The organism is Shewanella insulae (assembly GCF_009831655.1).
Lineage (GTDB): Bacteria > Pseudomonadota > Gammaproteobacteria > Enterobacterales > Shewanellaceae > Shewanella > Shewanella insulae.
In genome coordinates this window covers 32,598-55,191 of the sequence record NZ_WRPA01000010.1, presented here as the reverse complement: position 1 = coordinate 55,191, position 22,594 = coordinate 32,598, and the positions used below count along the sequence as shown (strand labels likewise).

Genomic DNA, 22,594 nt, shown 5'->3' with positions numbered 1-22,594 from the left:
TTGATATTTCGGGGCGACCAAGGTTGCCCCGTTTTTGTAATCACCGTCAGCCAAGGCCGTAAATTGCCAAGCAGATAAAGAGCTAAGGAAAAGAGGAGCTTTGTGATGAAATTATTGGGCTACTGGCGCTCCAGCGCCGCTTATCGGGTGCGTATCGCATTGAATTTAAAGGGGCTGGATGCAGAGCTCGAATCTGTGCATCTGGTGAAGAATGGCGGCGAGCAGCATTTACCCGAGTATGCGGCGCTCAATCCCCAGGAGTTGGTGCCAACCCTGATCGAAGGCGACAACGAGTTTGTCTTGTCTCAGTCGCTGGCGATCATCGAATATCTCGATGAGCAGTATGGCGGTATCATGATGCTGCCAAAAGATCCCAAGGCAAGGGCCGAGGTGCGCGCCATGGCACTCTCTATCGCCTGTGAGGTGCATCCGCTGAACAACCTCAAGGTGTTGCAGTATCTCACCAACACGCTTGAGTTGGATGAGGATACCAAGAACGCCTGGTACCATCACTGGATCCACCAGGGCTTTAGCGCCTTCGAGAAGCAGCTGGAAAGACATGCCGGCACCTACTGCTATGGCGATGAGGTGACGCTGGCGGATCTCTGCCTGATCCCTCAGGTCTATAACGCCAATCGTTTCAAGGTCGACTTAGGCGCTTATCCCAATATTCGTCGCATCTGGGATAACTGCCATAAGTTAGAGGCCTTCCAGTTGGCGGCGCCCGAGCGTCAGGCGGATGCCATCTAGGTGACTAGGCCCTTAGCTTTCTGCTAAGGGTTATTCATCAAGAACTCGACGAACGCCCTGTCGGCCAGGCCGATGGGGCGTTCTCTATTCCAGGCAATATGCAGGTCCAGATGCACCGCAGGTGAGAAGGGGATGGCGCGGATAGGATCTCTTGCCTCGATCACCATCTCCAGCACGCTGGTGATGGCAAATCCCTGGGCGACCACCTGCTTGATCAGGTTGATAAGGTTGGTTTCGAAGGCAATATTCACCTCGAGATCTAGCGCCTTGGCCTGAGATAGCATCCACTCGCGGTGAAAATAGCCGGGCTTAAACATCACCAGCTCCTGCTCGAAGAACTGCTCCAGGGTGATCCCCGAGTGCTCCGCCAAGGGGTGATCTTCCCCCACGGCCACTACCATCTGTTCTCTGAGCAGTAGATGGCTATCGAAATTAGGCTGCAGGTCTTGCCCAGTGATGATGGCGATATCCACCTCTTCGTTTTGCAACATCCGCAGGCTGTCGCGGGTGCCACCTTCGAACAAGGAGAGCTTGAGATCTGGATACCTGTGCCTGAAGGCCATCAGGCGAGAGGGCAGGTAGTAGGAGCCGAGCATGCCGGGCACAGCGATGCGTACCTCGCCCTTGGTGAGGTTGGCCATCGACTTAATATGGGCCTCTGCCTGTTTGACCTGCTTGAGGATGAGTCTGGCATGTTGTGCCAGCGCTTCGCCCTCGGCGGTGAGGGTGAGGCGGCTACCGTCTTGACCGCGATAGTGTTTGTTGCGGTTTACGAGCGTTACCCCGAGGAATTCTTCGAGGCGTTTGATCCCCTGGCTCAGGGCCGGCTGAGCTATGTTGAGCTGCTTGGCCGCCAGGGTAAAGCTGCCCTTGCTGGCGAGCGCCTCGAACTGTCTAAGCTGTTTGATATCCATGTTTTACCACCCCGAGTGAGGCCTTGTCGCTTACAGACGCAATGCTATCGGTTTGAACCTTGAATCATCGATAATAAAATATTATCGATATCATATTTATAATCTATTTTTGTTATGTTAGCGCCGGTGCTAGCCTGTGTCTATCTATCCTTTTGAGCGCGATATCATGACCGCCAGCCGTCCACTACAACTTCGTCTGATCTGGGGCCTGTCGCTGGCCTCAGTGGTGATCTACATTAACCTGTATATGGTGCAGGGAATGTTGCCGCTGATCGCGACCAGTTTTAGCGTGTCGCCGGCCCATGCCACATTGTTGCTGTCGGTGACCAGCTTCTCCATGGCCTTTGCGCTACTCTTCTATGCCACCTTGTCGGACAAGCTCGGCAGGCGTAAGCCGCTGCTGTGGAGCCTGGCCCTGTTGGTGGTGGCGGATATCATGTTGATCTGGGTGCAGGATTTCTCGGCGCTGGTGGCGGTGCGCCTGTTTCAGGGGATACTGCTGGCGGCGGTGCCCGCCATCGCCATGGCCTATTTTAAGGATCTGCTCGATACCAGCGTGCTGCTCAAGGCTGGGGCTATCTATATCGGCGCCAACAGTCTTGGGGGCATCGCGGGGCGACTGCTCGGCGGTTTGATGACAGAGTATCTGAGCTGGGTAGAGGCCATGGGCCTGGTGACCATCTTGACCCTGGCGGGCGTGGTGGGCGTACTCATGTTACTGCCGCGGCTCGATCGGGTGCGGATCCGACGCCGTCAACGCAAGAGCGCTTTTGGCCTGGCGGATCTCAAGGGCTTTGGTCTGCACCTTGGTGATGCAACTCTGGTGAAGCTCTATCTTTTGGGGGCGCTGGCCTTCATGGTGATGGTCAATCAATTCAGCTATATCCAACTGCATCTTATGCAGGCGCCGTTTCACTGGGGGAAGTTTCAGGTCACCCTGATCTTCCTCTGTTATCTGAGCGGTACCTATGCCTCGTTTCGCTCCGCCAAGTGGGTGGCCCGCCTGGGACGTCAGCCGCTGTTTATCCTCTCGGCGGTGATGATGTGCGTCGGTAGCCTGGTGACCCTGGGGGATACCAGCAGCGCCATCGTCATAGGATTCTTGCTGTCGAGCTTTGGCTTCTTCACCTTTCACAGTGTCTGCAACGCCTGGGTGGCCCAGCGCGCCCAGCAGCACAGGGCGAAGGCCACGGCGCTCTACCTGTGTAGTTACTATCTAGGGGCGGCATTGGGCGGGCCTTTCCTGTTACCGTTTTGGCAGTATTGGGGCTGGAGTGGCGTGGTGGCTGGCAGCCTGACCCTGCTTAGTGGCGTAATTTTTATCGTGGTGATGCTGCAACGCTCCCATGGACCGCGCTCGCCGCTATTGGATGCGGCGGGCTAACGGGCTCATTTTTCATGAGGGGAAAAAATTGGCGGCCTCGACTAGTTGATGAAGGTCTTACGGTTGAGGCTATACTTCTGCATCTTGTCATAAAGGGTCTTGCGCGGCAGTTCCAGCTGTTCCATGGTGAGCTTGATGCTGCCCTTGTTGTTACTCAGCGCCTCTTCGATCAGCAACCGCTCGAAAAACTCCACCCGCTGCTGTAGCGACATATTGGCGTTGAGTTGACTGCTCTGCCCCAGGGAGGTCGCAAACGCCGCCTCGGGACCTAACAAGACGTAACGCTCGGCCAGGTTACGCAGCTCCCTGACATTGCCAGGCCAGTCGTGGGAGACCAGCTGGGCCGTGTACTCGGCCGTCAGGGGGATCAGCGCCTTATGGTAGCGGGCCGAGGCAACCCGGGCGAAATGCAGAAACAGCAGGCCGATATCTTCGCGTCGCTCCCTGAGGGCCGGAATTGGCACAGTCACCAGATTGAGACGATAGAGGAGATCCTGGCGAAACTCGCCTGTGTCACACAAATTCTTGAGATCTACCTTAGTGGCGGCGATGATGCGAATATCCAGGTCAATGCTCTTGTTGGAGCCGAGGCGCTCCACCTTCCTGTCTTCTAACACCCTGAGCAGCTTGACCTGCAAGGATAGTGGCGTACTCTCAATCTCATCGAGAAACAGGGTGCCGCCGTTGGCATACTCGAACTTGCCGATGCGAGTCTTATCGGCGCCGGTGAAGGCCCCGGATTCGGCACCAAACAGCTCACTCTCTATGATGGTCTCGGGGATGGCGCCGCAGTTGATGGCGACGAAGTTGGCCTCGGCTCTGGGGCTGTGATCGTGCAGATAGCGGGCGACCAGCTCCTTGCCCGTGCCCGTCTCGCCTTCGATCAACACATCGGCTGGCATGTCGATCACCTGGTGGATGATGTGGCGCATCTGCTTGATCCCCGGGCTATGGCCCAAGATGCGTGGCCCAGGTGTGCTCTGGGATTCCAGTTCACGTTTCAGGCTGCGGTTTTCCAGGGTCAGCGCACGTTTCTCCAGCGCGCGCTTGGCGATATCCAGCATGTGCTCGTTATTAAAAGGCTTCTCGATAAAATCATAGGCCCCTTGTTTCAGCGCCTGCACCGCCATGGCGATATCACCGTGGCCGGTCAAGAGTATGATGGGGATATCCTTGTCCTGGGCTAGCAGGGTACGCATTAGCGACAGGCCGTCGATATCTGGCATGTTGACGTCTGAGATCACTATGCCGGGCCAGTTGTCGGGCAGGCCGAGGCCAATCTGTTTGGCATCTGTGAGGGCCAGGGCGCGGTAGGATTCCAGTTCAAACAGCTGGACCAGGGCCGAGCCTATCAGGGGCTCGTCATCGACGATTAAGATGTCGTATTGATTAAAAACTTGATTTTGCATCGCTAACCTACCGCATGTATTGGCAAAGTGATCTGGAAGATGGCGCCGCCCTGTTCGCGATTGGCGACGCTGATTTTGCCCTGCATCGCCTCTACGATACGCCGGGATATAGACAGCCCCAAGCCAAGCCCCTGGCGCGAGCTGGTGTAGTAGGGATCGAAAATCTTCTGCATCTGACTCTCGTCTATGCCTGTGCCGGTATCCTCTATGGTGATCTCCAGGCGATTACTCACTACCACGCCTATGATCAGCTGTTTTGGGTTGCTGGCGCGCATGGCGACCATGGCATTACTCATCAAGTTGACTAACACCTGTTGCAGCCGGATAGGATCGCCCCAGATTAGCGTCTGGCATTCGGTATTGTTTAGCACGAGATCGATCCCTTGCTTGTCCGCCTCGGGCTGGATGATGGTCAGTGCATCCCTGATACATTGCGCCACGCTAATCGCCTTGTCGTTACCCTGGCTCTTGCGGGTGAAACTCTTAAATTGCGACACGATGGCCGCCAGGCGATCGGTGAGTTCTATGATGGTCATGATGTTACTGGAGACATCGTCCCACTTGGCTCGGGACAGCAGGGTCTGGGTGTTCTGCGCATAGCTGCGAATGGCCGCCAGGGGTTGATTGATCTCATGGTTGATGCTGGCCGAGAGGCTGCCTATCACTGTCAACTTGGCGGCCTGGATCAGTTCATCCTGGGTCTCTTTCAGCTGCTGATGGCTGGTCTCCAATTCCTGGGTGCGCTCCTTGACCCTCTGCTCTAACTGCTCGTGGGCCTGTTGCATGCGGCGGGTATTCTTACGTTTCTCTATGGCAAATAACAGTGCCAGTGCGCATAGCAGGTAGAGGGCACCATAGAGCAGGAGCAGGGGGGGGAGAGAGCGGTATATGGGTGCCATGGGCGATAGGATATGCACCCGCCACCCCGCATCACTCATGAAGGCGGCATTATCCATAAATTCCGTACCTAGTTTATCCTCGCCTATCTGATAGATTTGATAGTCCGCCGCCAGCGAGGCGGCAAAGGGCGGCTCGATTGCCAGTGGCCTGATGTCGCGGTTGGCATAGCGTCTCGATGTCTCTATGCGCTGTTTAAGCTGTTGGGTCACTGGTACCAGGGCGGTGAGGCGCCACTCTGGGCGACTGGAGAGGAAGATTATGTTGTCTGGATCGCTGATGGCGAACTCATAGCTACTGCCCCTGGCCATGCCCGTGCTCTGCTGCTCTATCTCGGTGACATCGACCTTGACCACGATCGCTCCTAACACCTTAGCCTCCCCCTGACTGGGCGTGACAGGATAGCCATGGCTGTAGATGGGGTAGGAGAAGTAGTAGCCGCGTTTATTTGAGCTGGTGCCGACGGCGAAATAGCGGCCCATCTTGCCTTCGATGGCGTCCTTGAAATAGGGGCGGAAGGCGTAATTCTTGCCAATAAAGGAGTAGCTCTGCTGCCAGTTACTGGCGGCGATGGCATCGCCGTCGATATTGACTAGATAGATATCCAGCGCCTCAGTGATGCTCTGGATTTCCTCCAGGTAGCGGTTGAGTGGGGTGATAGTATTGGGATCGTCCTGTTTTAACAGGGCGTTTGCCAGCAGAGGGTTGGTCGAGAGCACATGGGGTATGCTCTCATAACGGCTGAGTGAGCCCGAGAGGAAGCTCAGCAGCTCCTTCATCTGGGCGTTGGATTGTTGCCGTGTCATCTCATAGCCATGTTCCAGATGGAACCAGTAGGCGACGCGTAGGGTAAAGGCGAGGCCCAGGAATATGATGAGTCCGACGCCGAGGTATTTTCTTCTTGTTATCATTTTCGACATAAAAGGCATGTCCAATTGAAAAAGCGAGCCTGGAAAGGAGATCTTAAGATCTCATTTCAGACTCGCCCAATTGTTAAATAAAATCAAGTGTTTTAATAACCGTTTAACTTATCGATATATTCCGGTAGGAACAGGGAGATCTGCGGAATATAGGTGATCAGTGCCAGGAAGAAGAGCAGCAGTAGTAGCCAAGGGATACAGGAGTGAATCACCCATCCCATGCTGCGCCCAGTGATCCCCGCGGTCACAAACAGGTTGAGCCCTACGGGCGGCGTCAACATGCCTATCTCCATGTTCACTACCATGATGATCCCCAGGTGAATAGGGTCTATCCCCAGCTGGGTAGCGATAGGGAACAGGATAGGTGCCATGATCAGCAAGATGGCCGATGGTTCCATGAAGTTACCCGCCGCCAATAGTAGCAAGTTGACTATGATGAGGAAGCCCCATACCGGCAGCCCCATGCCCACAATGGTCTCGGCAATAAGGTGCGGAATGCGCTCCGTGGTGAGTACGTGGGCGAACAGCATGGCGTTGGCGATGATGAACAGCAACATGATGCTGACCTTGGCGCCATCGCGCACCACGTGGCGGATCTCCTTGTCGGCTGGGGTCTTTAGCACGGCCAGCACCATGAAGCCCAGGTTACGCAGCGCGGCTTTGATGAGCGACTCGCCGCTGTTACGCCAGCTGACGTTTTTCAGCGGGCCGATATCACGATAACCAAATACCGCGATGAAATAGGCGTAGACGCAGGCGACGGCTGCCGCCTCGGTTGGGCTGGCGACGCCGCCATAGATGGAGCCGAGTACGATAAAGATCAGCGCCAGGCCGCCCATCGCCTTGGCGCTGGAGATGGCCAGGGGACGCAGACCGGGAAAGGGTCTTGATGGCAGCTTCTTGATGCGGGCCACTATGTAGATGGCGAGCATTAACAGCAGTCCCATCATCAGACCTGGGATAAGCCCCGCCATGAACATGCGCGCCGCCGAAACTTCTGTCGCCGCCGCATAGACCAGCATGACGATTGAGGGAGGGATCAGAATACCCAGTGTGCCCGAGGTGGTGATCACCCCGGCAGCAAACTTCTCTGGATAGCCGGCCCTGACCATGCCGACGATAACGATAGAGCCGATGGCGGCAACTGTGGCGGGGGATGAGCCGGACACAGCGGCAAACAGCATGCAGGCCATGACTGAGGCCATGGCGAGGCCGCCTCGGATATGCCCCACACTGTCCATGGCAAAGTCGATGATACGCCGGGCGACGCCACCGGTGGAGAGAAACGCCGACGAAAGGATGAAGAAGGGGATCGCCAGCAGGGTGTAGTGCTCCGAGGTGGACTCATAGAGTTTCAATGCGACCGAGGCCAGTGAGTCATCGGAGAAGAGCAAGATGGTCAACATGCTGGAGAAGCCAAGCGCGATGGCGATTGGCATGCCCAGCAGCATACAGACTAACAGGCTGATAAAGAGGGTTGCTATAGTCATTATTTTTGGTCTCCCGGCTGCTTGTCGTCGGCCTGAGCCTCCTGATCGATAAGGTGCATGCTCTCCTTAGCTTCATCGGCAAAGGCGAAGCCGTCGGTCTTGTTGGTGATGATGGCAAGGGCCAGCTGTAGGAAGCGCCAGGTCAACAAGCTAAAGCCGATGAGTAGTATGCTTTGGGAGATCCACAGTGGCACGGCAGGTTCTTCGACGTCGATGCGCAGGTATTCCCAGGCCTTGTCTGGATCCAGTCCGCTAATGAGAAAATGAGGGAAGTCGATATCTTCCATGGGCACGCCTATCTGATACATCTTCGCCAGATAGTCCCAGCTACCGACCAGGAACATGCCGCAGTAGACGAGACAGATGGCTACGGCCAGCAAGGCGGTATACTTGCGCCCCTTGGCGGGAAGCTTCTTCACGAAGGCATCTACCCCTATGTGCGCGCCGATCTTGACGCCATAGGACATGCCAAACAGTACGAACCAGCCGCAGATGGTGAGCGTAAGTTCCTGGATCCACAAGAAACCTGTGTTAAAGAAGAAACGTGCGATCACCTCCACAAAGACCAGTAGGGTCATTGCTGTGATCAAGGCGTTAAGCACCACCTCTTCGATATGAGAAAAAAAGCGAGACATCATCTCTAAGACTCCTCAAATAGGAAAGAGGCCGAATGCCGTGGAAACGGCCTCAATACTTCCCTATTAGGTTGGGGGTTAGTGCCTATTATTCGTTCGAGGCAACGGCGGCATCGATCAGATCTTTACCTATCTTATCTTCGAACTTTGCCCATACGGGCTTCATGGCGGTTACCCAGGCGGCGCGCTGTTCAGGGCTCAGGTAGGTGATCTCTGAGCGCTTAGAGTCGATGATGGCCTGCTTGTCTTTGTTGACCTTGGCGGCGGCGATCTCGTTGCCATAGGCGATAGCTTCGTCCAGAGATGCCTTGATCACCTTACGCTTGTCGGCGGGTAACGACTTCCAGAAGGTACTTGAGGTGACCACCATGTAGTCGAGTACGCCGTGGTTACTCTCTGTGATGTTGCTTTGTACTTCGTAGAACTTCTTCGAGTAGATGTTAGACCAGGTGTTCTCCTGACCATCGATGGCGCGGGTCTGTAGCAGGGTGAAGACTTCTGAGAAAGGCTTCTTCACTGGAATGGCATCCACTGCCTGGAACTGAGCCGCCAACACATCTGAAGCCATGATGCGGAATTTCTTACCCTGAGCATCTTCCGGCAGGGTCAGTGGACTACTGGCCGAAAATTGCTTCATGCCGTTGTGCAGGTAGCCCAGGCCGATGACGCCCTTACGCTTCATCGAGTTCAGTAGCTTCTGACCTGAATCACTCTGCTGAAAGCGGTTAACGGCGTCCATGTCTTTGAACAGGAAAGGTAGATCGAATAACTGCAGCTTCTTGGTGTAGCGCTCGAACTTGGAGAGTGATGGTGCCACAAACTGTACGTCGTTAAGCAGCAGGGCGGAGAGCTCGTTGTTGTCACCGAATAGCTGAGAGTTTGGGAACACGTTTACCTGGTATTCACCGGGAAGACGCTCTTCTACAAGTTGCTTGAACTTCAGTGCCATCTGGCCTTTAGGCGTGTTTTCGGCCACCACATGGGAAAACTTAATTTCCGTTGGCGCTGCCCAGCTGTTTAGGCTAGCGCCCAGAAGGGCGGCGATTGAGGTTATCTTGACGATCTGTTTGATGAAGGTACAGGTGTTGAGTCTGGTCATTTTATTATCCCTTTAATAGTTAATCCTTCAGTGCCTTAGGGCGACTGCAGGTTCACGATGTGATTAACTCATCAAAATTATAGGCAAGGACCAGGCCAAAGATGTTTAAATTATGTAAATCGACCTATATCAATATGTTGCGGTGAGTTGGTTGATTAGTAAACAGGTGTGCTTGGGGAGATTGTCGCCCATTAGTCTTATTTCAATGGGTGGAAATCCACCCATTTTTAAGGGGTGAAATTTGAGCTGCGCCTAATTTTGGGGGTTAATTGTGCGCTGGCCAGCATCTAGCCTTGAAGTGACCGTGATATAGAATGGCTCCGGCGCCTACCGCGCACAGGGCTCCGATCAGCAAGACGATCTTGACATCAAACACGGCTAGCAGGCCACCTAAGAGGGCGGCGAGCAAGTTGCCGACACAGAAGATGGTCACCAGCATGCCCATGAGTTGTCCCTGTGGTCTGTCTTGATAGGCATGAGACAGGTAGGTCGGCAGGAAGCTGTTGTAGATGGCAATGCCCGCGCCTATGGTCATGAAGGTCAGCAGATAGCTGGCATTGGCGAGATAGGGAAAACAGGCCAAAGAGACACCAAATAGCGAGATCCCCATCAGGCTCGCGCTGGCGTGGTTGAGTCTGCGTTGTAATAGAGGCGTGAACCAGATGCTGGTGGCGATCATGCAGGCGGTGAGCAAAACGGTTACCCAGCTGATCTGCGCCGGCGTGAAGGCCGCTTGTTGCACCAGGTGCAGCGGATAGAACTCATAGTAGAAGTTTACTCCCATGGTCAGCAGTAGATAGAGCAGAAAGAAGCGTCTCAGGGCGGGTTCTTTAAGTAGGACCAGGCTGGAAGCTTTGTCGGCATTGACCTTAGTCTCATCGAGTTGACGGGGCAGGAGTTGATGACTCAAGAGGGCACACAGAATACAGGCGATGGCCGCCGCACCAAATACCATCTCCATTCCCCAATTGATGAGGTAGCCGCCCGCTAAAGGTCCAAGTAGGTAGCCGCCATAGCCCATGGCGCTGATCAGCGAGAAACTGCGGGTCTTATCGATTTGTGGATGGAGATCGGCCGCTATCGCCCTGGCGATGGCGATGTTGCCTTCGCAGATCCCCGTCAGCAAACGCGCGAGACAGAAAAGCACAAACTGCTCCGAGTGGGCGGCGAATGCCGTGAGCCCATAACCCAGCGCGCTGCCCATCAGGGTGAGGCTAAGTAGACGCTTGCGCCCATAGGTGTCGGATAGGCTACCTATGAAGCTGCCACCTATGATGATCCCCAGTGGATAGATGCCTAAGACGATACCCATCAAAAACTCGCTGGGCAGACCCATGAAGTGGGTAAGGGGAGAGCTGTTGTCGTGAAATAGCGGTGCCAGGACAGGATAAGGCAGGGCGATCCCCGCCACACTGATCAGGGTAACGATTAAGGTGACGCCGAGAATGCGTTGGGTAGTCTGCTCTGGAGCGGCTTGTAGGGAGTCGGTGGCCTTCATGACAACCTTTAAAAGAATCAATAGGTAGGACTACTCTACCTCAGTAAGTAATTAAGTAAAGCTTTTTGTTTATTTAAGTAAGCGGGGAAAGAGTGGCAATGCGATCAGCTGTTTATTTTATTGGCAATAATTTCGGTTATTATTTGGGTGGATTGATGCGTCTGAGGATCGCCTCGCTGGGCAGCAGCTCCAGGTGGCCCTGGGCATCGAAATACCAACCTGTGATGAAGCCTTTCTGTCGCATGGCGACCAGGTTTTGCATCACCTCCTTGGCTTCGGTCATCGCTTCCTGCTCATCGCATTCATGGGTGAGTTTGAGGTACGCGGCAATGCTTGCCAGCGATGCAGATTGAGTTACATCGGCCATGTTCAACCACCTTGAGTAGTACTTGGTTTGAGCAAAGTCTTATACCAATCGTAATAAATAATTAATCATTTTAGCTTGTTAAAACACTCGATAACTGTATTAGTATTTTTAATTGTAGAATAACTACTTATCTAAAAATCCTGCTTTGTTCTCAAGCGTTTTTCCTGCGCTATTTCTGATCACATATTTACTGTGATTGGTATTAATGAAGAATAGTTGAGGTTAAGGGATTCGCAATAGCGATAACCGGGCGCAATGGATTGCTGCTAGGCTGTTTGATTATAAATAGGGGAGTGAAGCAATAAAGAGGAAATATGGTGGTCGATACTGGGCTCGAACCAGTGACCCCCTCCTTGTAAGGGAGGTGCTCTCCCAGCTGAGCTAATCGACCTGGGAATGTCTGTGATTTATCTATGCTATGGTGGTCGATACTGGGCTCGAACCAGTGACCCCCTCCTTGTAAGGGAGGTGCTCTCCCAGCTGAGCTAATCGACCTGGGATAAATACAGCATCTTACATATTTTGATAACAATGGTGGTCGATACTGGGCTCGAACCAGTGACCCCCTCCTTGTAAGGGAGGTGCTCTCCCAGCTGAGCTAATCGACCTGGGACATTATTATATTCGATATTCTCTCATGAAGAGATGGTGGTCGATACTGGGCTCGAACCAGTGACCCCCTCCTTGTAAGGGAGGTGCTCTCCCAGCTGAGCTAATCGACCTGGGAATATCTCACAACATTAAATTCGATACACCACATATTTCAATCTAGGACAAAACATGGTGGTCGATACTGGGCTCGAACCAGTGACCCCCTCCTTGTAAGGGAGGTGCTCTCCCAGCTGAGCTAATCGACCTGGGACACATCAAATTTTTCAGCCATACAAAATGTATGGTGGTCGATACTGGGCTCGAACCAGTGACCCCCTCCTTGTAAGGGAGGTGCTCTCCCAGCTGAGCTAATCGACCTCGCTGTGTGGGGCCGTATTATAGGGGGCAAGGATCTACTGTCAACGCTTTTTTCGAGAAAATAATGAGTCCGGTTCAAATTTGTTCGGATCGCCGTAATGTTAAATAAATCAGGATGATTTCTGATGCCATCTTGGTGAAAGCCTGAACAGAAGGGGCTTTTAGCTCGCTGGCTTGAGGCGAGAGTTGGGGGGATCATGGGGTGATAAGGAAGTCACTAGACAGATGAGGGCGCCTCTTTGTTGTGCGCGGTTTGAGCTTTCCATTATTGCAACTCTGTCTCCATCAACCCTTGGGGTAGGCGAAGCACGATTTAATCAGGCAGGGTTGTACATTGCTCATAGGATTGATTAACGCAAGATTTTGGCATGTTTGATGATGAATCTTTGATGGCGAGTCAATGAATGATACTGAGCAGAGTAGCCGCTTGCGATTGAGTTCAACTGCAAACAAAGTACCGTAACTTTCCTGATTCACGTTGAAAGTAAGTGTCTTGCTTGCTAAGTCGAGACCAGGGCATTTAACCTTTTTCCTCTTAATAAAGAGCCGGCTAGCTTAGTTGTTTTAATTTTACTTTGTTATGAAACTGAACCAGACTGATTTCAAGGTCGTTAAAAATCTTGCCGTTGAACAGCGTTTTGTTGGCTAAGCGTTTAACGCCTATCAAATTAGATTGCTGTACGGCGACATATTCAAAGAGTAAGCAGCATTGGCTCTATGACATCAAATAATAAATTTATTGGAAGCTAAGGATTAACAGTACTTCCTGTGATCTTTGCCAAAGCCCCTAAGGGCAGAGTAAACACATTGGAAACTACAATGTCGTTATTTGAAGTGAATGAATCTGAAAAGTTTGATGGAATCTCCCTCATTGTCCCCGTGTACAATGAAGCTCTGTCAATAGCGCCTTTTTGTGACAGGGTCATGAAAGTATTAGCCGGTGTGTGCAATTTTGAAATTGTGTTTGTCAATGATGGAAGTCGTGATGATACAGAGCGAACGATTGAGTCGATAATGCAAGGGGATATGCCTTTTCCCGTCACACTGGTGAGCTTATCCCGAAATTTTGGCAAAGAGGCCGCGCTCGCTTCAGGTATGCAACATGCTAGAGGTAATGCTGTCATACCTATGGATGTTGATCTTCAAGACCCGCCAGAGTTAATTCCAGAGATGATTGAAAAATGGAATGCCGGTGCAAAGATTGTTAATGCACGTCGCATAGATAGATCCGAAGATGGTTTCTTCAAGCGAACCTCAGCCAAGATATTCTATTACATATATAACACTATGACAGAATATCCAATTCCCCAAAATGTTGGTGACTACCGGCTGTTGGACAGAGTTGTGATTGAGTCAATTTTAACTATTGGTGAAAGATCACGATTCAATAAAGGGATTTTTAATTGGGTAGGGTATGAAACATCTGAGGTGACGTTCTCTAGGCCCCATCGGGATATAGGCTCAAGTAAATGGTCCTGCTGGAAGCTAATTAAGTTAGCTCTCGATGGCATTTTTACCTCATCAACACTGCCTTTGCGGGTATGGACCTATATCGGCTTAACCATGGGTTGCCTATCTGTGATATACGGGCTGGTTATATTATTCACAACCCTGATTTTTGGTCGGGACGTACCGGGTTATGCTTCAACAGTGCTGTTAATACTGACATTTGGTGCGCTCAACATGTTTGCATTAGGGGTCATGGGGGAATACATAGGGCGAATATATGAAGAAGTAAGACAACGTCCACTTTACATCATTCGCTCTATCAGCAGGACGCGATAGCGTGGATCGCATAGTTTTCGAACGGATGGCGACGCTTGAAGATGAGCATTGGTGGTTCGTTGCTCGACGAAATGTCATCGCTGCGCTGATAAATCGATATATTGAGTTGCCCGAACAAGCCAAAATTCTAGAAGCTGGATGTGGCACGGGTGGCAACCTAAAGCTACTACAAGGCTACGGTCACCTCTCTGCCTTTGAGTATGATGAGAGGGCGCGCACCGTTGCAAAAGTAAAATCGGGGATTGATGTTCAAGCCGGCGCTTTACCGGATTGCTTGCCTTTTCAAGGTAAACAGTTCGATCTTATCTGCATGTTGGATGTATTAGAGCATATCGGTAACGACACTACTTCATTGGTAGCATTGAGTCATCGTCTGTCAGCCGATGGTAGGCTCTTGGTGACTGTTCCCGCCTATCCATGGTTGTGGTCGAAGCACGATGAAGTTCATCACCATCACAGGCGGTACAATAAAAAGGATCTGCTAAATGTTGCCCATGAAGCGGGTCTTAAGGTTGAGCGTGTTTTTCATTTTAATATGCTGTTATTCCCTGTCGCCTTGCTGTTTCGCTTTGGGAAGTGGCTGCTAAACTCAAATAGAGCCGATGAGGAAATGCCAAGTTTATGGATGAATACGCTCCTACGTGAAATATTTTCCTTAGAGCAGCACATGGTAGGAAGGGCTTTTTCAATGCCCTTCGGGCTTACTGTTGGCGCCATTCTCTCAAAAAATAACTCATCATGATCACCACCAGCCTTTGTTTTATTGCTGTCGGTGTGGTGTCAATCATCACTCATGTATTTGTTGCGTTAATGAGTGCCAAGGCCTTAAGCCTAGCGCCTATGATAGTGAACTTTTATGGTTTTGGTATCGCGACGGTCATTTCCTGTTTTGGATATAGTTATTTCACGTTTGGGAGAAGACCCAAGCGGTATTTTTACGTCCCTCTTTTTCTTGCCACATTGCTATTAGGCTTGGCTCTGTCAAGTTTTATTGTTTACTTTTCAATATATAAGCTCGAGTGGTCGCTTACTCAAGGGGTGTTACTTGTCGCTATTGTGACGCATGTAACTATGCTTTCGATGTTGAAGGTCTGGGGGGAGAGATTAACTGAAATCACCTTAAATAAGTTTTTAATAGGTGTCCTAATCTCTTTAGTGCCAAGCGTGATTTTTTTGAATGTTCATCTCGGACAGATTATTAACCATGATACCGCGTGGTATTTAGTCGCGACACGAAAGTGGCTGGAAGGACAAGTTCTTTACGACAAAATTTTAGAGGTAAATCCACCGCTCAATTTTTACTACACGGCGCCCGCTATTTGGCTTGCTGATAACTTGGGGTTAAGTGATATCGATGCACAATATATCCTTTTTTCAGCTATTTTATGGGGCTCATTATTTTGGTGTTGGAATATCCTTGTAGGAGTCAACAAGTTTAACGGTCGAAAAAACGCCACGCTCATACTAGCGCTTGGCTTTACCGTGATTATTACCGGGCTGCCCTATGCTGTTCAGCGAGAGCATATCCTGGTGGTGTTGCTTTTACCTTGGATAGTCGGGCTGCTATTAGAACAAGAGTGTGAACATCAAAGAAGGGGCGCCTCAAGGGCAGTTTTGGCTGCAGCGGGTATTTGTCTCAAACCATATTTTGTTATTTATCCAATCTTTATGACGGTTTTTTTCGTCATTTCGCAGCGTTCTATTAGGCCCGTCATCTCTAATGCCAATATAACGATGGCACTGGTAGGCGTCTGCTATGTGGTCTCTGTCGCATTAATTCATCCCGTATACTTTACAGAAATCATTCCTGTAGCGAAGTTAACTTATAATTATGCGAAATCTACAGAGCTAATATTAAGCAGTATTGAGTTCATTCCCTTACTCTTTTTTATCGTCTTGGCCATCGCTTCTTATACATTGCAACGACAGACTACGGGCATTTTTGTCTGCCTGGTGCTCGCTGCGCTAGCAATTTATGTGGTTCAATGGAAAGGGTTCGATTATCACTTACTACCGCTATATTCGTGGATAGTGCTATTTTGCTTCTGGCTCATGGTCGAGCATTATTCACCTTTCAAGCTCAAAGCCATTGCTTTATTTGTCGTTACATTTATCTCGACCTGGTTCATCAAAACGGGTCCATATCAAGTTTACCAAACCGAATGGCTGATGCAGCGACTCCAACAGTTAACCCCCTTCAATAGCCTAGTGGTTTACAGCACCTATGTCTCCATTGGGCCAATCCTAGCGTTAAGAAACAACGCTGAATGGGCATCACGATACCCTACATTTTGGACAATTCCTGTCATCGCCAATACGGATGCCGAGCAATCTTGTAGTAGTAGCCCTAAGTCTTGTCTGCGCTTGAACGAGATCGCTATTGAGACCAGAGCTCATATTAAGGAAGACCTTACCAACTATTCCCCAGATCTTATTGTTATAGATAAGATGCCGGGATACATTACGAACAAAGATTTTTCTTTGTTAAAATTCTTCAGTCGCGACGCTGAAATTGTCCAATTTTTAGATGCAAGATATCATGTCAGTTCGGATAGTCGTTTCTACTATTTAGTCCGTAAATAATATTTGTGGCTAACGACACTGTGCACAGCTTGAGGCTATGCCAATTTGATGGGCACACAATGATAAATCCACAGTGTCGACATGCGCTGCAGAGCCTTTCTACTTGTTGTGCTATTCGTTGCGCGAAGAGTGGTGCTAGCCCTAGTCGTGGCCAGCTCTTGGTAAGCTTGTAGGTGTTTAATCAGCACTTGCCTTTTCTCTTTAGCCAATACTTTTTCTTTGTTAAAGCTATCAGCGGGGATGAAGAAGTGAAGCGGGGGCATGCCGTGCTTTGAGTGTACAAGGCGCCCATATAGCCGACCTTGTCGTGGATGTGACCCAAAGTCATTGTCATTTAGAGATAACGCCTTACGCTTGTTTGTATTCACAAAGGTAAGCTTTGTGGTCTGTGATGGAGTGATCACCTTTTCGGGGCACCAAGCCAGACGCTGTTGGCTTGGCTATTTTCTCTTATCCCATTTGGCTGTTAGAATAGCGGCCACATTAAATAGCTCAGTCTATATTTAGACGATTCGATAATAGGTTACTGTCCCATTATGACGATTAAGACGCGTTTTGCTCCAAGTCCTACCGGTTTTCTTCACGTAGGTGGTGCTCGTACTGCACTCTATTCATGGCTCTATGCCCGCGCTAACCAAGGTGAGTTCGTGTTACGTATCGAAGATACGGATCTCGAGCGTTCAACCCCTGAAGCCTGCGCGGCTATCTTAGAAGGCATGGAGTGGCTTGGACTTAACTGGGATGAGGGCCCGTACTATCAGACTAAGCGTTTCGATCGCTATAACGAGATCATCGCGCAGATGCTAGAGCAGGGCACCGCCTATAAGTGTTACTGTAGCCGCGAGCGTATCGAGACGATGCGTGAAGAGCAGGCCGCCAAGGGCGAACAGCAAAAGTATGATGGTTGCTGCCGTGACAAGGCGCCGCGTGACACAGATGAACCATTTGTGGTTCGTTTTAAAAACCCTACCGAAGGCAGCGTGGTATTCGATGACCACGTGCGTGGCCGTATCGAGATCTCAAACGATCTGCTCGATGACCTGATCATCGCCCGTACCGACGGTACACCTACCTATAACTTCTGCGTTGTGGTCGACGATTGGGATATGGGCATCACCTGTGTCGTGCGTGGTGAAGACCATATCAACAACACGCCGCGTCAAATCAACATCCTGGAGGCACTCGGTGCACCTGTACCTGAATATGCTCACGTGGCGATGATCTTAGGTGACGATGGTGCCAAGCTATCTAAGCGTCACGGCGCGGTTGGTGTGATGCAGTACCGTGATGACGGTTACCTGCCAGAAGCACTGCTTAACTACCTGGTACGCCTGGGCTGGTCACATGGTGATCAGGAGGTCTTCTCTATGGATGAGATGAAGCAGCTGTTTAAGCTCGACGACATCAACAAGGCGGCGTCAGCCTTCAATACCGAAAAACTGATCTGGTTGAATCAGCACTATATGAAGGAGCTGGCACCAGAATATGTAGCCAAGCATCTTGAGTGGCATATGCAAGATCAAGGTATCGACATGTCAAATGGTCCAGCCTTGGCCGAAGTCGTCACTGCACTGGCCGAACGCGCCAAGACCTTAAAAGAGCTGGCCGCTTCTAGCCGCTACTTCTATGAAGACTTTGCCGAGTTCGATGAAACCGCCGCTAAGAAACATCTGCGTGGTGTTGCCTTAGAGCCGCTACAACTGTTGCAGAAGAAATTTGCCGAGCTGAATGAGTGGAACGTAGAGGCCATTCATCAGGCGATCGAGGCTACTGCCGCCGAATTAGAAGTGGGCATGGGTAAGGTTGGTATGCCATTGCGTGTTGCGGTAACCGGTGCGGGTATGTCGCCTGCCGTAGATTTAACCGCTTTCCTCGTCGGAAAGGCCCGTTGTGAGCAAAGAATCTCCAAAGCGATTGAATTTGTAGCAAATAGAATAAATTCCTAAAAAACGAGTTGACACTTTTGGGTGTGCTGCATAGAATGCGCCTCGCAGTTGAGACACAGCCGGCAGATGCTCGCGGTGCACTCAAAGGTGACAAGTTAGGTAAGGGGCCTTAGCTCAGCTGGGAGAGCGCAACACTGGCAGTGTTGAGGTCAGCGGTTCGATCCCGCTAGGCTCCACCATCTAATTTGCAAAGCGTTGAAGCAATAGCCTACTGGCTTTAACGAGTATTCACTCGATACGGAGTATAACGTATCACCAGTGTCCCATTCGTCTAGAGGCCTAGGACACCGCCCTTTCACGGCGGTAACAGGGGTTCGAATCCCCTATGGGATACCACTTTCTTGAGTGGTTGACTGTATAAGTTGACGATTCGATAGCGTTGAAGCAATAGCCTACTGGCTTCAACGAGTATTCACTCGATACGGAGTATAACGTATCAACAGTGTCCCATTCGTCTAGAGGCCTAGGACACCGCCCTTTCACGGCGGTAACAGGGGTTCGAATCCCCTATGGGATACCACTTTCTTGAGTGGTTGACTGTATAAGTTGACGATTCGATAGCGTTGAAGCAATAGCCTACTGGCTTCAACGAGTATTCACTCGATACGGAGTATAACGTATCAACAGTGTCCCATTCGTCTAGAGGCCTAGGACACCGCCCTTTCACGGCGGTAACAGGGGTTCGAATCCCCTATGGGATACCACTTTCTTGAGTGGTTGACTGTATAAGTTGACGATTCGATAGCGTTGAAGCAATAGCCTACTGGTTTCAACGAGTATTCACTCGATACGGAGTATAACGTATCAACAGTGTCCCATTCGTCTAGAGGCCTAGGACACCGCCCTTTCACGGCGGTAACAGGGGTTCGAATCCCCTATGGGATACCACTTTCTTGAGTGGTTGACTGCATAAGTTGACGATTCGATAGCGTTGAAGCAATAGCCTACTGGCTTCAACGAGTATTCACTCCCTTACGGAGTCTAAACGTAAGACCGGCGTCCCATTCGTCTAGAGGCCTAGGACACCGCCCTTTCACGGCGGTAACAGGGGTTCGAATCCCCTATGGGATACCACAACTTATTTTGATAAATTTTGAAATAAGATGTTGTGTTTGTTCAGGTTTTACTGTATAGTCACAATCAGTTTCGGGGCCTTAGCTCAGCTGGGAGAGCGCAACACTGGCAGTGTTGAGGTCAGCGGTTCGATCCCGCTAGGCTCCACCAAATAAGCGTTTAGTTACGCGGAAAAACCACCCAAAAGGGTGGTTTTTTTTCGTCTGTTGTTTTGTTCCTATCTCGCGTCACCTACATCACTGATGTGAAACTACCACCTTCGGCAAAGCTCATCTATTGCGTCTACACTGACAAACTAACCACTAGGCGAATGACTAGTACATTTTGGCAATAGAGTGAGTCAGACCATGAAGAGATCCCTTTATCTGCTGTTAACAGTAATTTCGTCAATTTCATCAGTAAGTCATGCAGAGGAGATGACACCTTTGCCGTCCCATAAGATCGCTTATCCTCAAGGCTGGCAAACCTGGTCGAGTATTGCCGTGTCCCATCGCACCGATAACAACACGGTCAGGGCAATCCTGGGTAACAAGGTAGCAGTCAATGCCGCCCGTAGTGGCAAGCAGATGCCTTGGCCCGACGGCGCCATCTTGGCTAAGGTAGTTTGGAAGGCGGGTGAATTGACCCATTGGCCGCAGGCGATAGGGCCAAAGGCCTTCGTCCATGCCGAGTTTATGTTTAAAGACTCGGTAAAGTATGCCGACACCTATGGCTGGGGCTGGGCACGTTGGGTTGGAGCAGAGCAGACTCCCTTCGAGGGCGGCATGCAGGTCTGTATCAGCTGTCATACGCCGGTAAAAGGCAAAGACTGGGTCTTTACCGAGCCGGCCTGGTTTCCGAATAAGTGACAGGAGAGGTGGGCATCGACTGGCACAGCGCGCGTAACAGGGTTGCTAACGCCAGTCGATGGATTGGTAACTCGATATGGCTATCTACTCTATGCCGAGGAAGCCACCGGTCTGATGTGCCCAGAGCTGGGCGTAGATCCCACCCTGTTTGATCAGTTCCTGGTGAGTGCCTTGCTCGACGATTTTGCCCTGATCTAGCACGATCAGCCTGTCCATGGCGGCAATGGTCGACAGGCGGTGGGCGATGGCGATCACCGTCTTACCTTCCATCAGCTGATAGAGGCTCTCCTGAATGGCGGCTTCGATCTCCGAGTCCAGCGCCGAGGTTGCCTCATCCAGCAAGAGGATAGGGGCATTCTTGAGCAGAACCCGCGCGATGGCGATACGCTGTCGCTGACCGCCTGAGAGTTTCACGCCGCGCTCGCCCACCTGGGCATCGAGCCCGTGATTGCCTTCGGGATCGCTAAGTCCTTGAATAAAATCGTAGGCCTGGGCCTGGCGAATCGCATTTTCCAGCTCTTCCTCGCTCGCATCCGGCTTGCCGTAGCGTATGTTGTCGCGAATGGAACGATGTAGTAGGGAGGTGTCCTGAGTCACCATGCCTATATTGGCCCGCAGCGAGTCTTGCTCCACCTCGCGAATGTTTTGCCCATCTATGGTGATGTTGCCTTGCTCCACATCGTGAAAACGCATCAGCAGGTTAACCAGGGTGGACTTGCCCGCGCCCGAGCGGCCCACCAGACCGACCTTCTCGCCGGGCTTTATTTTGAGATCGAGATCTTCTATGACGCCGCTGGCCTCGCCGTAGTGGAAGCTGACCCGGTTAAAGGCAATCTCACCCTTAGAGACTGTGAGTTGACTGGCGTTGTCGCTGTCCTGCACGCTGGTGGGGCGCGACAGGGTATTCATTCCGTCGGCGACCGTGCCGATATTTTCGAACAGCGAGCTTATTTCCCACATGATCCATTGTGACATGCCGTTGAGCCTGAGGGAGAGGCTGACCGCCACGGCGATGGCGCCTATGGTGATGGCGTTGTCACGCCAAAGCCAGATGGAGACGGCGGCAACGGTGAAGGCGAGTAAGTAATTAATCACCTGCACGCAGACGTTGATGCCGGTCACCAGACGCATCTGACGATAAACCGTATCGAGGAAGCCTGTCATGCTCTCCTTGGCATATTGGGCCTCTTTCTGGGTGTGGGAAAACAGCTTCACCGTGGCGATGTTTGTATAGCTGTCGACGATTCGCCCCGTCATGGTGGAGCGGGCATCGGCCTGCTCGGTAGAGACCTGTTTCAGCTTGGGCAGGTAGTAGCATTGCAGCCCTACATAGATCATCAGCCAGGCCAGCATAGGCAGCATGAGGCGCAGGTCGGCATCGGCGATGATCACTAGCATGGAGAGGAAATAGACCAGAATATAGACCAAGACATCCAGCAGCTTAGTCACAGTCTCGCGCACGGCCAGGGAGGTCTGCATCACCTTGGTGGCGATACGCCCAGCAAAATCGTTCTGATAGAAGGCGATGCTCTGTTTAAGCAGATACCTATGGGCAAGCCAGCGGATCGACATGGGGTAGTTGCCCAGCAGCCCCTGGTAGATCACCAGGGCATGCAGCAACACCAGCACAGGTATCACCACTAGTACCAAAACGGCCATCAGCAGTAGCTTGTCACCCTGCTCGGCAAACAGGGTCTCAGGGCTGTGGCTGGCGAGTAGATCCACCAGGTCACCCATAAATGCAAACAGCGAGACCTCGAGAATCGCCAGCAGCGCAGTCAGTATCGACATGAGTGCGAGCGGCAACTCGAAGCCACGTGTGTAATGCCTGCAGAACTGGTAGATCCCACGGGGCGGCTGCACGGCCTCCTGGTCGGGTAGGGCGGAAACCCATGATTCGAAACGCTTAAACATTTAAGTCCTTATAAAATTTAGGCTTATTTAGAATGATAGTCGATGTGATCGCTATCACTCATCATATAGCAGGCGTTAGTTGAGTGCGACGTATTGTTACGCCGATAGTTAA

The 22,594-nt window shown here is 51.4% G+C and carries 16 protein-coding genes and 13 tRNA genes; 14 read left to right on the top strand and 15 right to left on the bottom strand.

Annotation, left to right across the window (positions count from 1 at the left end; genetic code table 11):
• The first annotated feature begins 105 nt into the window (after window positions 1-105).
• On the top strand, window positions 106-750 hold the full coding sequence (gene maiA, locus GNT65_RS11955; protein WP_160796498.1) for a maleylacetoacetate isomerase: 645 nt from the start codon (window positions 106-108) through the stop codon (window positions 748-750).
• Window positions 751-773: 23 nt separating this feature from the next.
• Here maiA and GNT65_RS11950 read toward each other — a convergent pair whose 3' ends face one another.
• Window positions 774-1,664, bottom strand: a complete 891-nt coding sequence (locus GNT65_RS11950) for a LysR family transcriptional regulator (RefSeq protein WP_160796496.1) — start codon at window positions 1,662-1,664, stop codon at window positions 774-776.
• A gap of 166 nt (window positions 1,665-1,830) precedes the next feature.
• Between GNT65_RS11950 and GNT65_RS11945 the strand changes: the two genes are divergently transcribed.
• Complete coding sequence (locus GNT65_RS11945) at window positions 1,831-3,048, top strand: MFS transporter (protein ID WP_160796694.1); 1,218 nt, start codon at window positions 1,831-1,833, stop codon at window positions 3,046-3,048.
• A 41-nt stretch (window positions 3,049-3,089) separates the two neighbouring features.
• On the opposite strand, the gene GNT65_RS11940 is transcribed toward GNT65_RS11945, so the two are convergent.
• From GNT65_RS11940 to GNT65_RS11880, 13 genes are all read right to left on the bottom strand, one after another.
• A complete protein-coding gene (locus GNT65_RS11940; protein ID WP_160796494.1) occupies window positions 3,090-4,457 on the bottom strand; it encodes a sigma-54-dependent transcriptional regulator in 1,368 nt (455 codons plus the stop codon).
• A gap of 2 nt (window positions 4,458-4,459) precedes the next feature.
• Window positions 4,460-6,283, bottom strand: coding sequence for a sensor histidine kinase (locus GNT65_RS11935; protein ID WP_420853518.1), 1,824 nt, complete (start codon window positions 6,281-6,283; stop codon window positions 4,460-4,462).
• Window positions 6,284-6,366: 83 nt separating this feature from the next.
• Window positions 6,367-7,764, bottom strand: a complete 1,398-nt coding sequence (locus tag GNT65_RS11930; RefSeq protein WP_160796490.1) for a TRAP transporter large permease — start codon at window positions 7,762-7,764, stop codon at window positions 6,367-6,369.
• Window positions 7,764-8,402: a TRAP transporter small permease gene (locus tag GNT65_RS11925; RefSeq protein ID WP_160796488.1), complete on the bottom strand. Its 639-nt coding sequence runs from the start codon at window positions 8,400-8,402 to the stop codon at window positions 7,764-7,766. Before GNT65_RS11925 ends, GNT65_RS11930 begins: the two co-directional genes overlap by 1 nt.
• 85 nt (window positions 8,403-8,487) lie before the next feature.
• Window positions 8,488-9,498 (bottom strand): TRAP transporter substrate-binding protein, encoded by a 1,011-nt coding sequence (locus GNT65_RS11920; RefSeq protein WP_160796486.1) that lies wholly within the window; start codon window positions 9,496-9,498, stop codon window positions 8,488-8,490.
• 265 nt (window positions 9,499-9,763) lie between these two features.
• A complete protein-coding gene (locus GNT65_RS11915; protein WP_160796484.1) occupies window positions 9,764-10,996 on the bottom strand; it encodes an MFS transporter in 1,233 nt (410 codons plus the stop codon).
• Window positions 10,997-11,135: 139 nt separating this feature from the next.
• Window positions 11,136-11,363, bottom strand: coding sequence for a hypothetical protein (locus tag GNT65_RS11910; protein WP_160796482.1), 228 nt, complete (start codon window positions 11,361-11,363; stop codon window positions 11,136-11,138).
• Between the two features lie 315 nt (window positions 11,364-11,678).
• Window positions 11,679-11,754 (bottom strand) — tRNA-Val (locus tag GNT65_RS11905).
• Window positions 11,755-11,782: 28 nt separating this feature from the next.
• Window positions 11,783-11,858 (bottom strand) — tRNA-Val (locus tag GNT65_RS11900).
• Window positions 11,859-11,895: 37 nt separating this feature from the next.
• Window positions 11,896-11,971, bottom strand: a tRNA-Val gene (locus GNT65_RS11895).
• Between the two features lie 38 nt (window positions 11,972-12,009).
• Window positions 12,010-12,085: transfer RNA gene (locus GNT65_RS11890), tRNA-Val, on the bottom strand.
• 59 nt (window positions 12,086-12,144) lie between these two features.
• Window positions 12,145-12,220: transfer RNA gene (locus GNT65_RS11885), tRNA-Val, on the bottom strand.
• A 36-nt stretch (window positions 12,221-12,256) separates the two neighbouring features.
• Window positions 12,257-12,332 (bottom strand) — tRNA-Val (locus GNT65_RS11880).
• 819 nt (window positions 12,333-13,151) lie between these two features.
• On the opposite strand from GNT65_RS11880, the gene GNT65_RS11875 reads away from it, so the two are divergent.
• The 12 genes from GNT65_RS11875 to GNT65_RS11820 all read left to right on the top strand — a co-directional run bounded on the left by GNT65_RS11875 (window position 13,152) and on the right by GNT65_RS11820 (window position 20,568).
• Window positions 13,152-14,117 carry a glycosyltransferase family 2 protein gene (locus tag GNT65_RS11875; RefSeq protein ID WP_160796480.1) on the top strand — a complete coding sequence of 322 codons (966 nt, stop codon included), beginning with the start codon at window positions 13,152-13,154 and terminating at the stop codon, window positions 14,115-14,117.
• 1 nt (window position 14,118) lies between these two features.
• Complete coding sequence (locus tag GNT65_RS11870; protein ID WP_219822469.1) at window positions 14,119-14,859, top strand: class I SAM-dependent methyltransferase; 741 nt, start codon at window positions 14,119-14,121, stop codon at window positions 14,857-14,859.
• On the top strand, window positions 14,856-16,700 hold the full coding sequence (locus GNT65_RS11865; RefSeq protein WP_160796478.1) for a GtrA family protein: 1,845 nt from the start codon (window positions 14,856-14,858) through the stop codon (window positions 16,698-16,700). The genes GNT65_RS11870 and GNT65_RS11865 overlap by 4 nt, the downstream gene beginning before the upstream one ends.
• 536 nt (window positions 16,701-17,236) lie before the next feature.
• Window positions 17,237-18,646 (top strand): glutamate--tRNA ligase, encoded by a 1,410-nt coding sequence (gene gltX, locus GNT65_RS11860; protein ID WP_160796476.1) that lies wholly within the window; start codon window positions 17,237-17,239, stop codon window positions 18,644-18,646.
• 103 nt (window positions 18,647-18,749) lie between these two features.
• A tRNA-Ala gene (locus GNT65_RS11855) sits at window positions 18,750-18,825 on the top strand.
• Between the two features lie 81 nt (window positions 18,826-18,906).
• Window positions 18,907-18,982 (top strand) — tRNA-Glu (locus GNT65_RS11850).
• A 108-nt stretch (window positions 18,983-19,090) separates the two neighbouring features.
• Window positions 19,091-19,166 (top strand) — tRNA-Glu (locus GNT65_RS11845).
• A 108-nt stretch (window positions 19,167-19,274) separates the two neighbouring features.
• A tRNA-Glu gene (locus tag GNT65_RS11840) sits at window positions 19,275-19,350 on the top strand.
• A 108-nt stretch (window positions 19,351-19,458) separates the two neighbouring features.
• Window positions 19,459-19,534, top strand: a tRNA-Glu gene (locus tag GNT65_RS11835).
• A gap of 110 nt (window positions 19,535-19,644) precedes the next feature.
• Window positions 19,645-19,720, top strand: a tRNA-Glu gene (locus GNT65_RS11830).
• Between the two features lie 74 nt (window positions 19,721-19,794).
• Window positions 19,795-19,870 (top strand) — tRNA-Ala (locus tag GNT65_RS11825).
• A 266-nt stretch (window positions 19,871-20,136) separates the two neighbouring features.
• Window positions 20,137-20,568 (top strand): cytochrome P460 family protein, encoded by a 432-nt coding sequence (locus GNT65_RS11820; protein ID WP_244952171.1) that lies wholly within the window; start codon window positions 20,137-20,139, stop codon window positions 20,566-20,568.
• Between the two features lie 84 nt (window positions 20,569-20,652).
• On the opposite strand, the gene GNT65_RS11815 is transcribed toward GNT65_RS11820, so the two are convergent.
• The gene (locus GNT65_RS11815) at window positions 20,653-22,482 is read right to left on the bottom strand and encodes an ABC transporter ATP-binding protein (RefSeq protein WP_160796472.1); all 1,830 of its coding nucleotides are present in this window, start codon (window positions 22,480-22,482) and stop codon (window positions 20,653-20,655) included.
• Window positions 22,483-22,594: the final 112 nt, after the last annotated feature.

Bases quoted from the DNA above. Each gene is read 5' to 3' on its own strand.
- maiA (WP_160796498.1), top strand. From the start codon at position 106: ATGAAATTATTGGGCTACTGGCGCTCCAGCGCCGCTTATCGGGTGCGT.
- GNT65_RS11950 (WP_160796496.1), bottom strand. From the start codon at position 1,664: ATGGATATCAAACAGCTTAGACAGTTCGAGGCGCTCGCCAGCAAGGGC.
- GNT65_RS11945 (WP_160796694.1), top strand. From the start codon at position 1,831: ATGACCGCCAGCCGTCCACTACAACTTCGTCTGATCTGGGGCCTGTCG.
- GNT65_RS11940 (WP_160796494.1), bottom strand. From the start codon at position 4,457: ATGCAAAATCAAGTTTTTAATCAATACGACATCTTAATCGTCGATGAC.
- GNT65_RS11935 (WP_420853518.1), bottom strand. From the start codon at position 6,283: ATGCCTTTTATGTCGAAAATGATAACAAGAAGAAAATACCTCGGCGTC.
- GNT65_RS11930 (WP_160796490.1), bottom strand. From the start codon at position 7,764: ATGACTATAGCAACCCTCTTTATCAGCCTGTTAGTCTGTATGCTGCTG.
- GNT65_RS11925 (WP_160796488.1), bottom strand. From the start codon at position 8,402: ATGATGTCTCGCTTTTTTTCTCATATCGAAGAGGTGGTGCTTAACGCC.
- GNT65_RS11920 (WP_160796486.1), bottom strand. From the start codon at position 9,498: ATGACCAGACTCAACACCTGTACCTTCATCAAACAGATCGTCAAGATA.
- GNT65_RS11915 (WP_160796484.1), bottom strand. From the start codon at position 10,996: ATGAAGGCCACCGACTCCCTACAAGCCGCTCCAGAGCAGACTACCCAA.
- GNT65_RS11910 (WP_160796482.1), bottom strand. From the start codon at position 11,363: ATGGCCGATGTAACTCAATCTGCATCGCTGGCAAGCATTGCCGCGTAC.
- GNT65_RS11875 (WP_160796480.1), top strand. From the start codon at position 13,152: ATGTCGTTATTTGAAGTGAATGAATCTGAAAAGTTTGATGGAATCTCC.
- GNT65_RS11865 (WP_160796478.1), top strand. From the start codon at position 14,856: ATGATCACCACCAGCCTTTGTTTTATTGCTGTCGGTGTGGTGTCAATC.
- gltX (WP_160796476.1), top strand. From the start codon at position 17,237: ATGACGATTAAGACGCGTTTTGCTCCAAGTCCTACCGGTTTTCTTCAC.
- GNT65_RS11820 (WP_244952171.1), top strand. From the start codon at position 20,137: ATGACACCTTTGCCGTCCCATAAGATCGCTTATCCTCAAGGCTGGCAA.
- GNT65_RS11815 (WP_160796472.1), bottom strand. From the start codon at position 22,482: ATGTTTAAGCGTTTCGAATCATGGGTTTCCGCCCTACCCGACCAGGAG.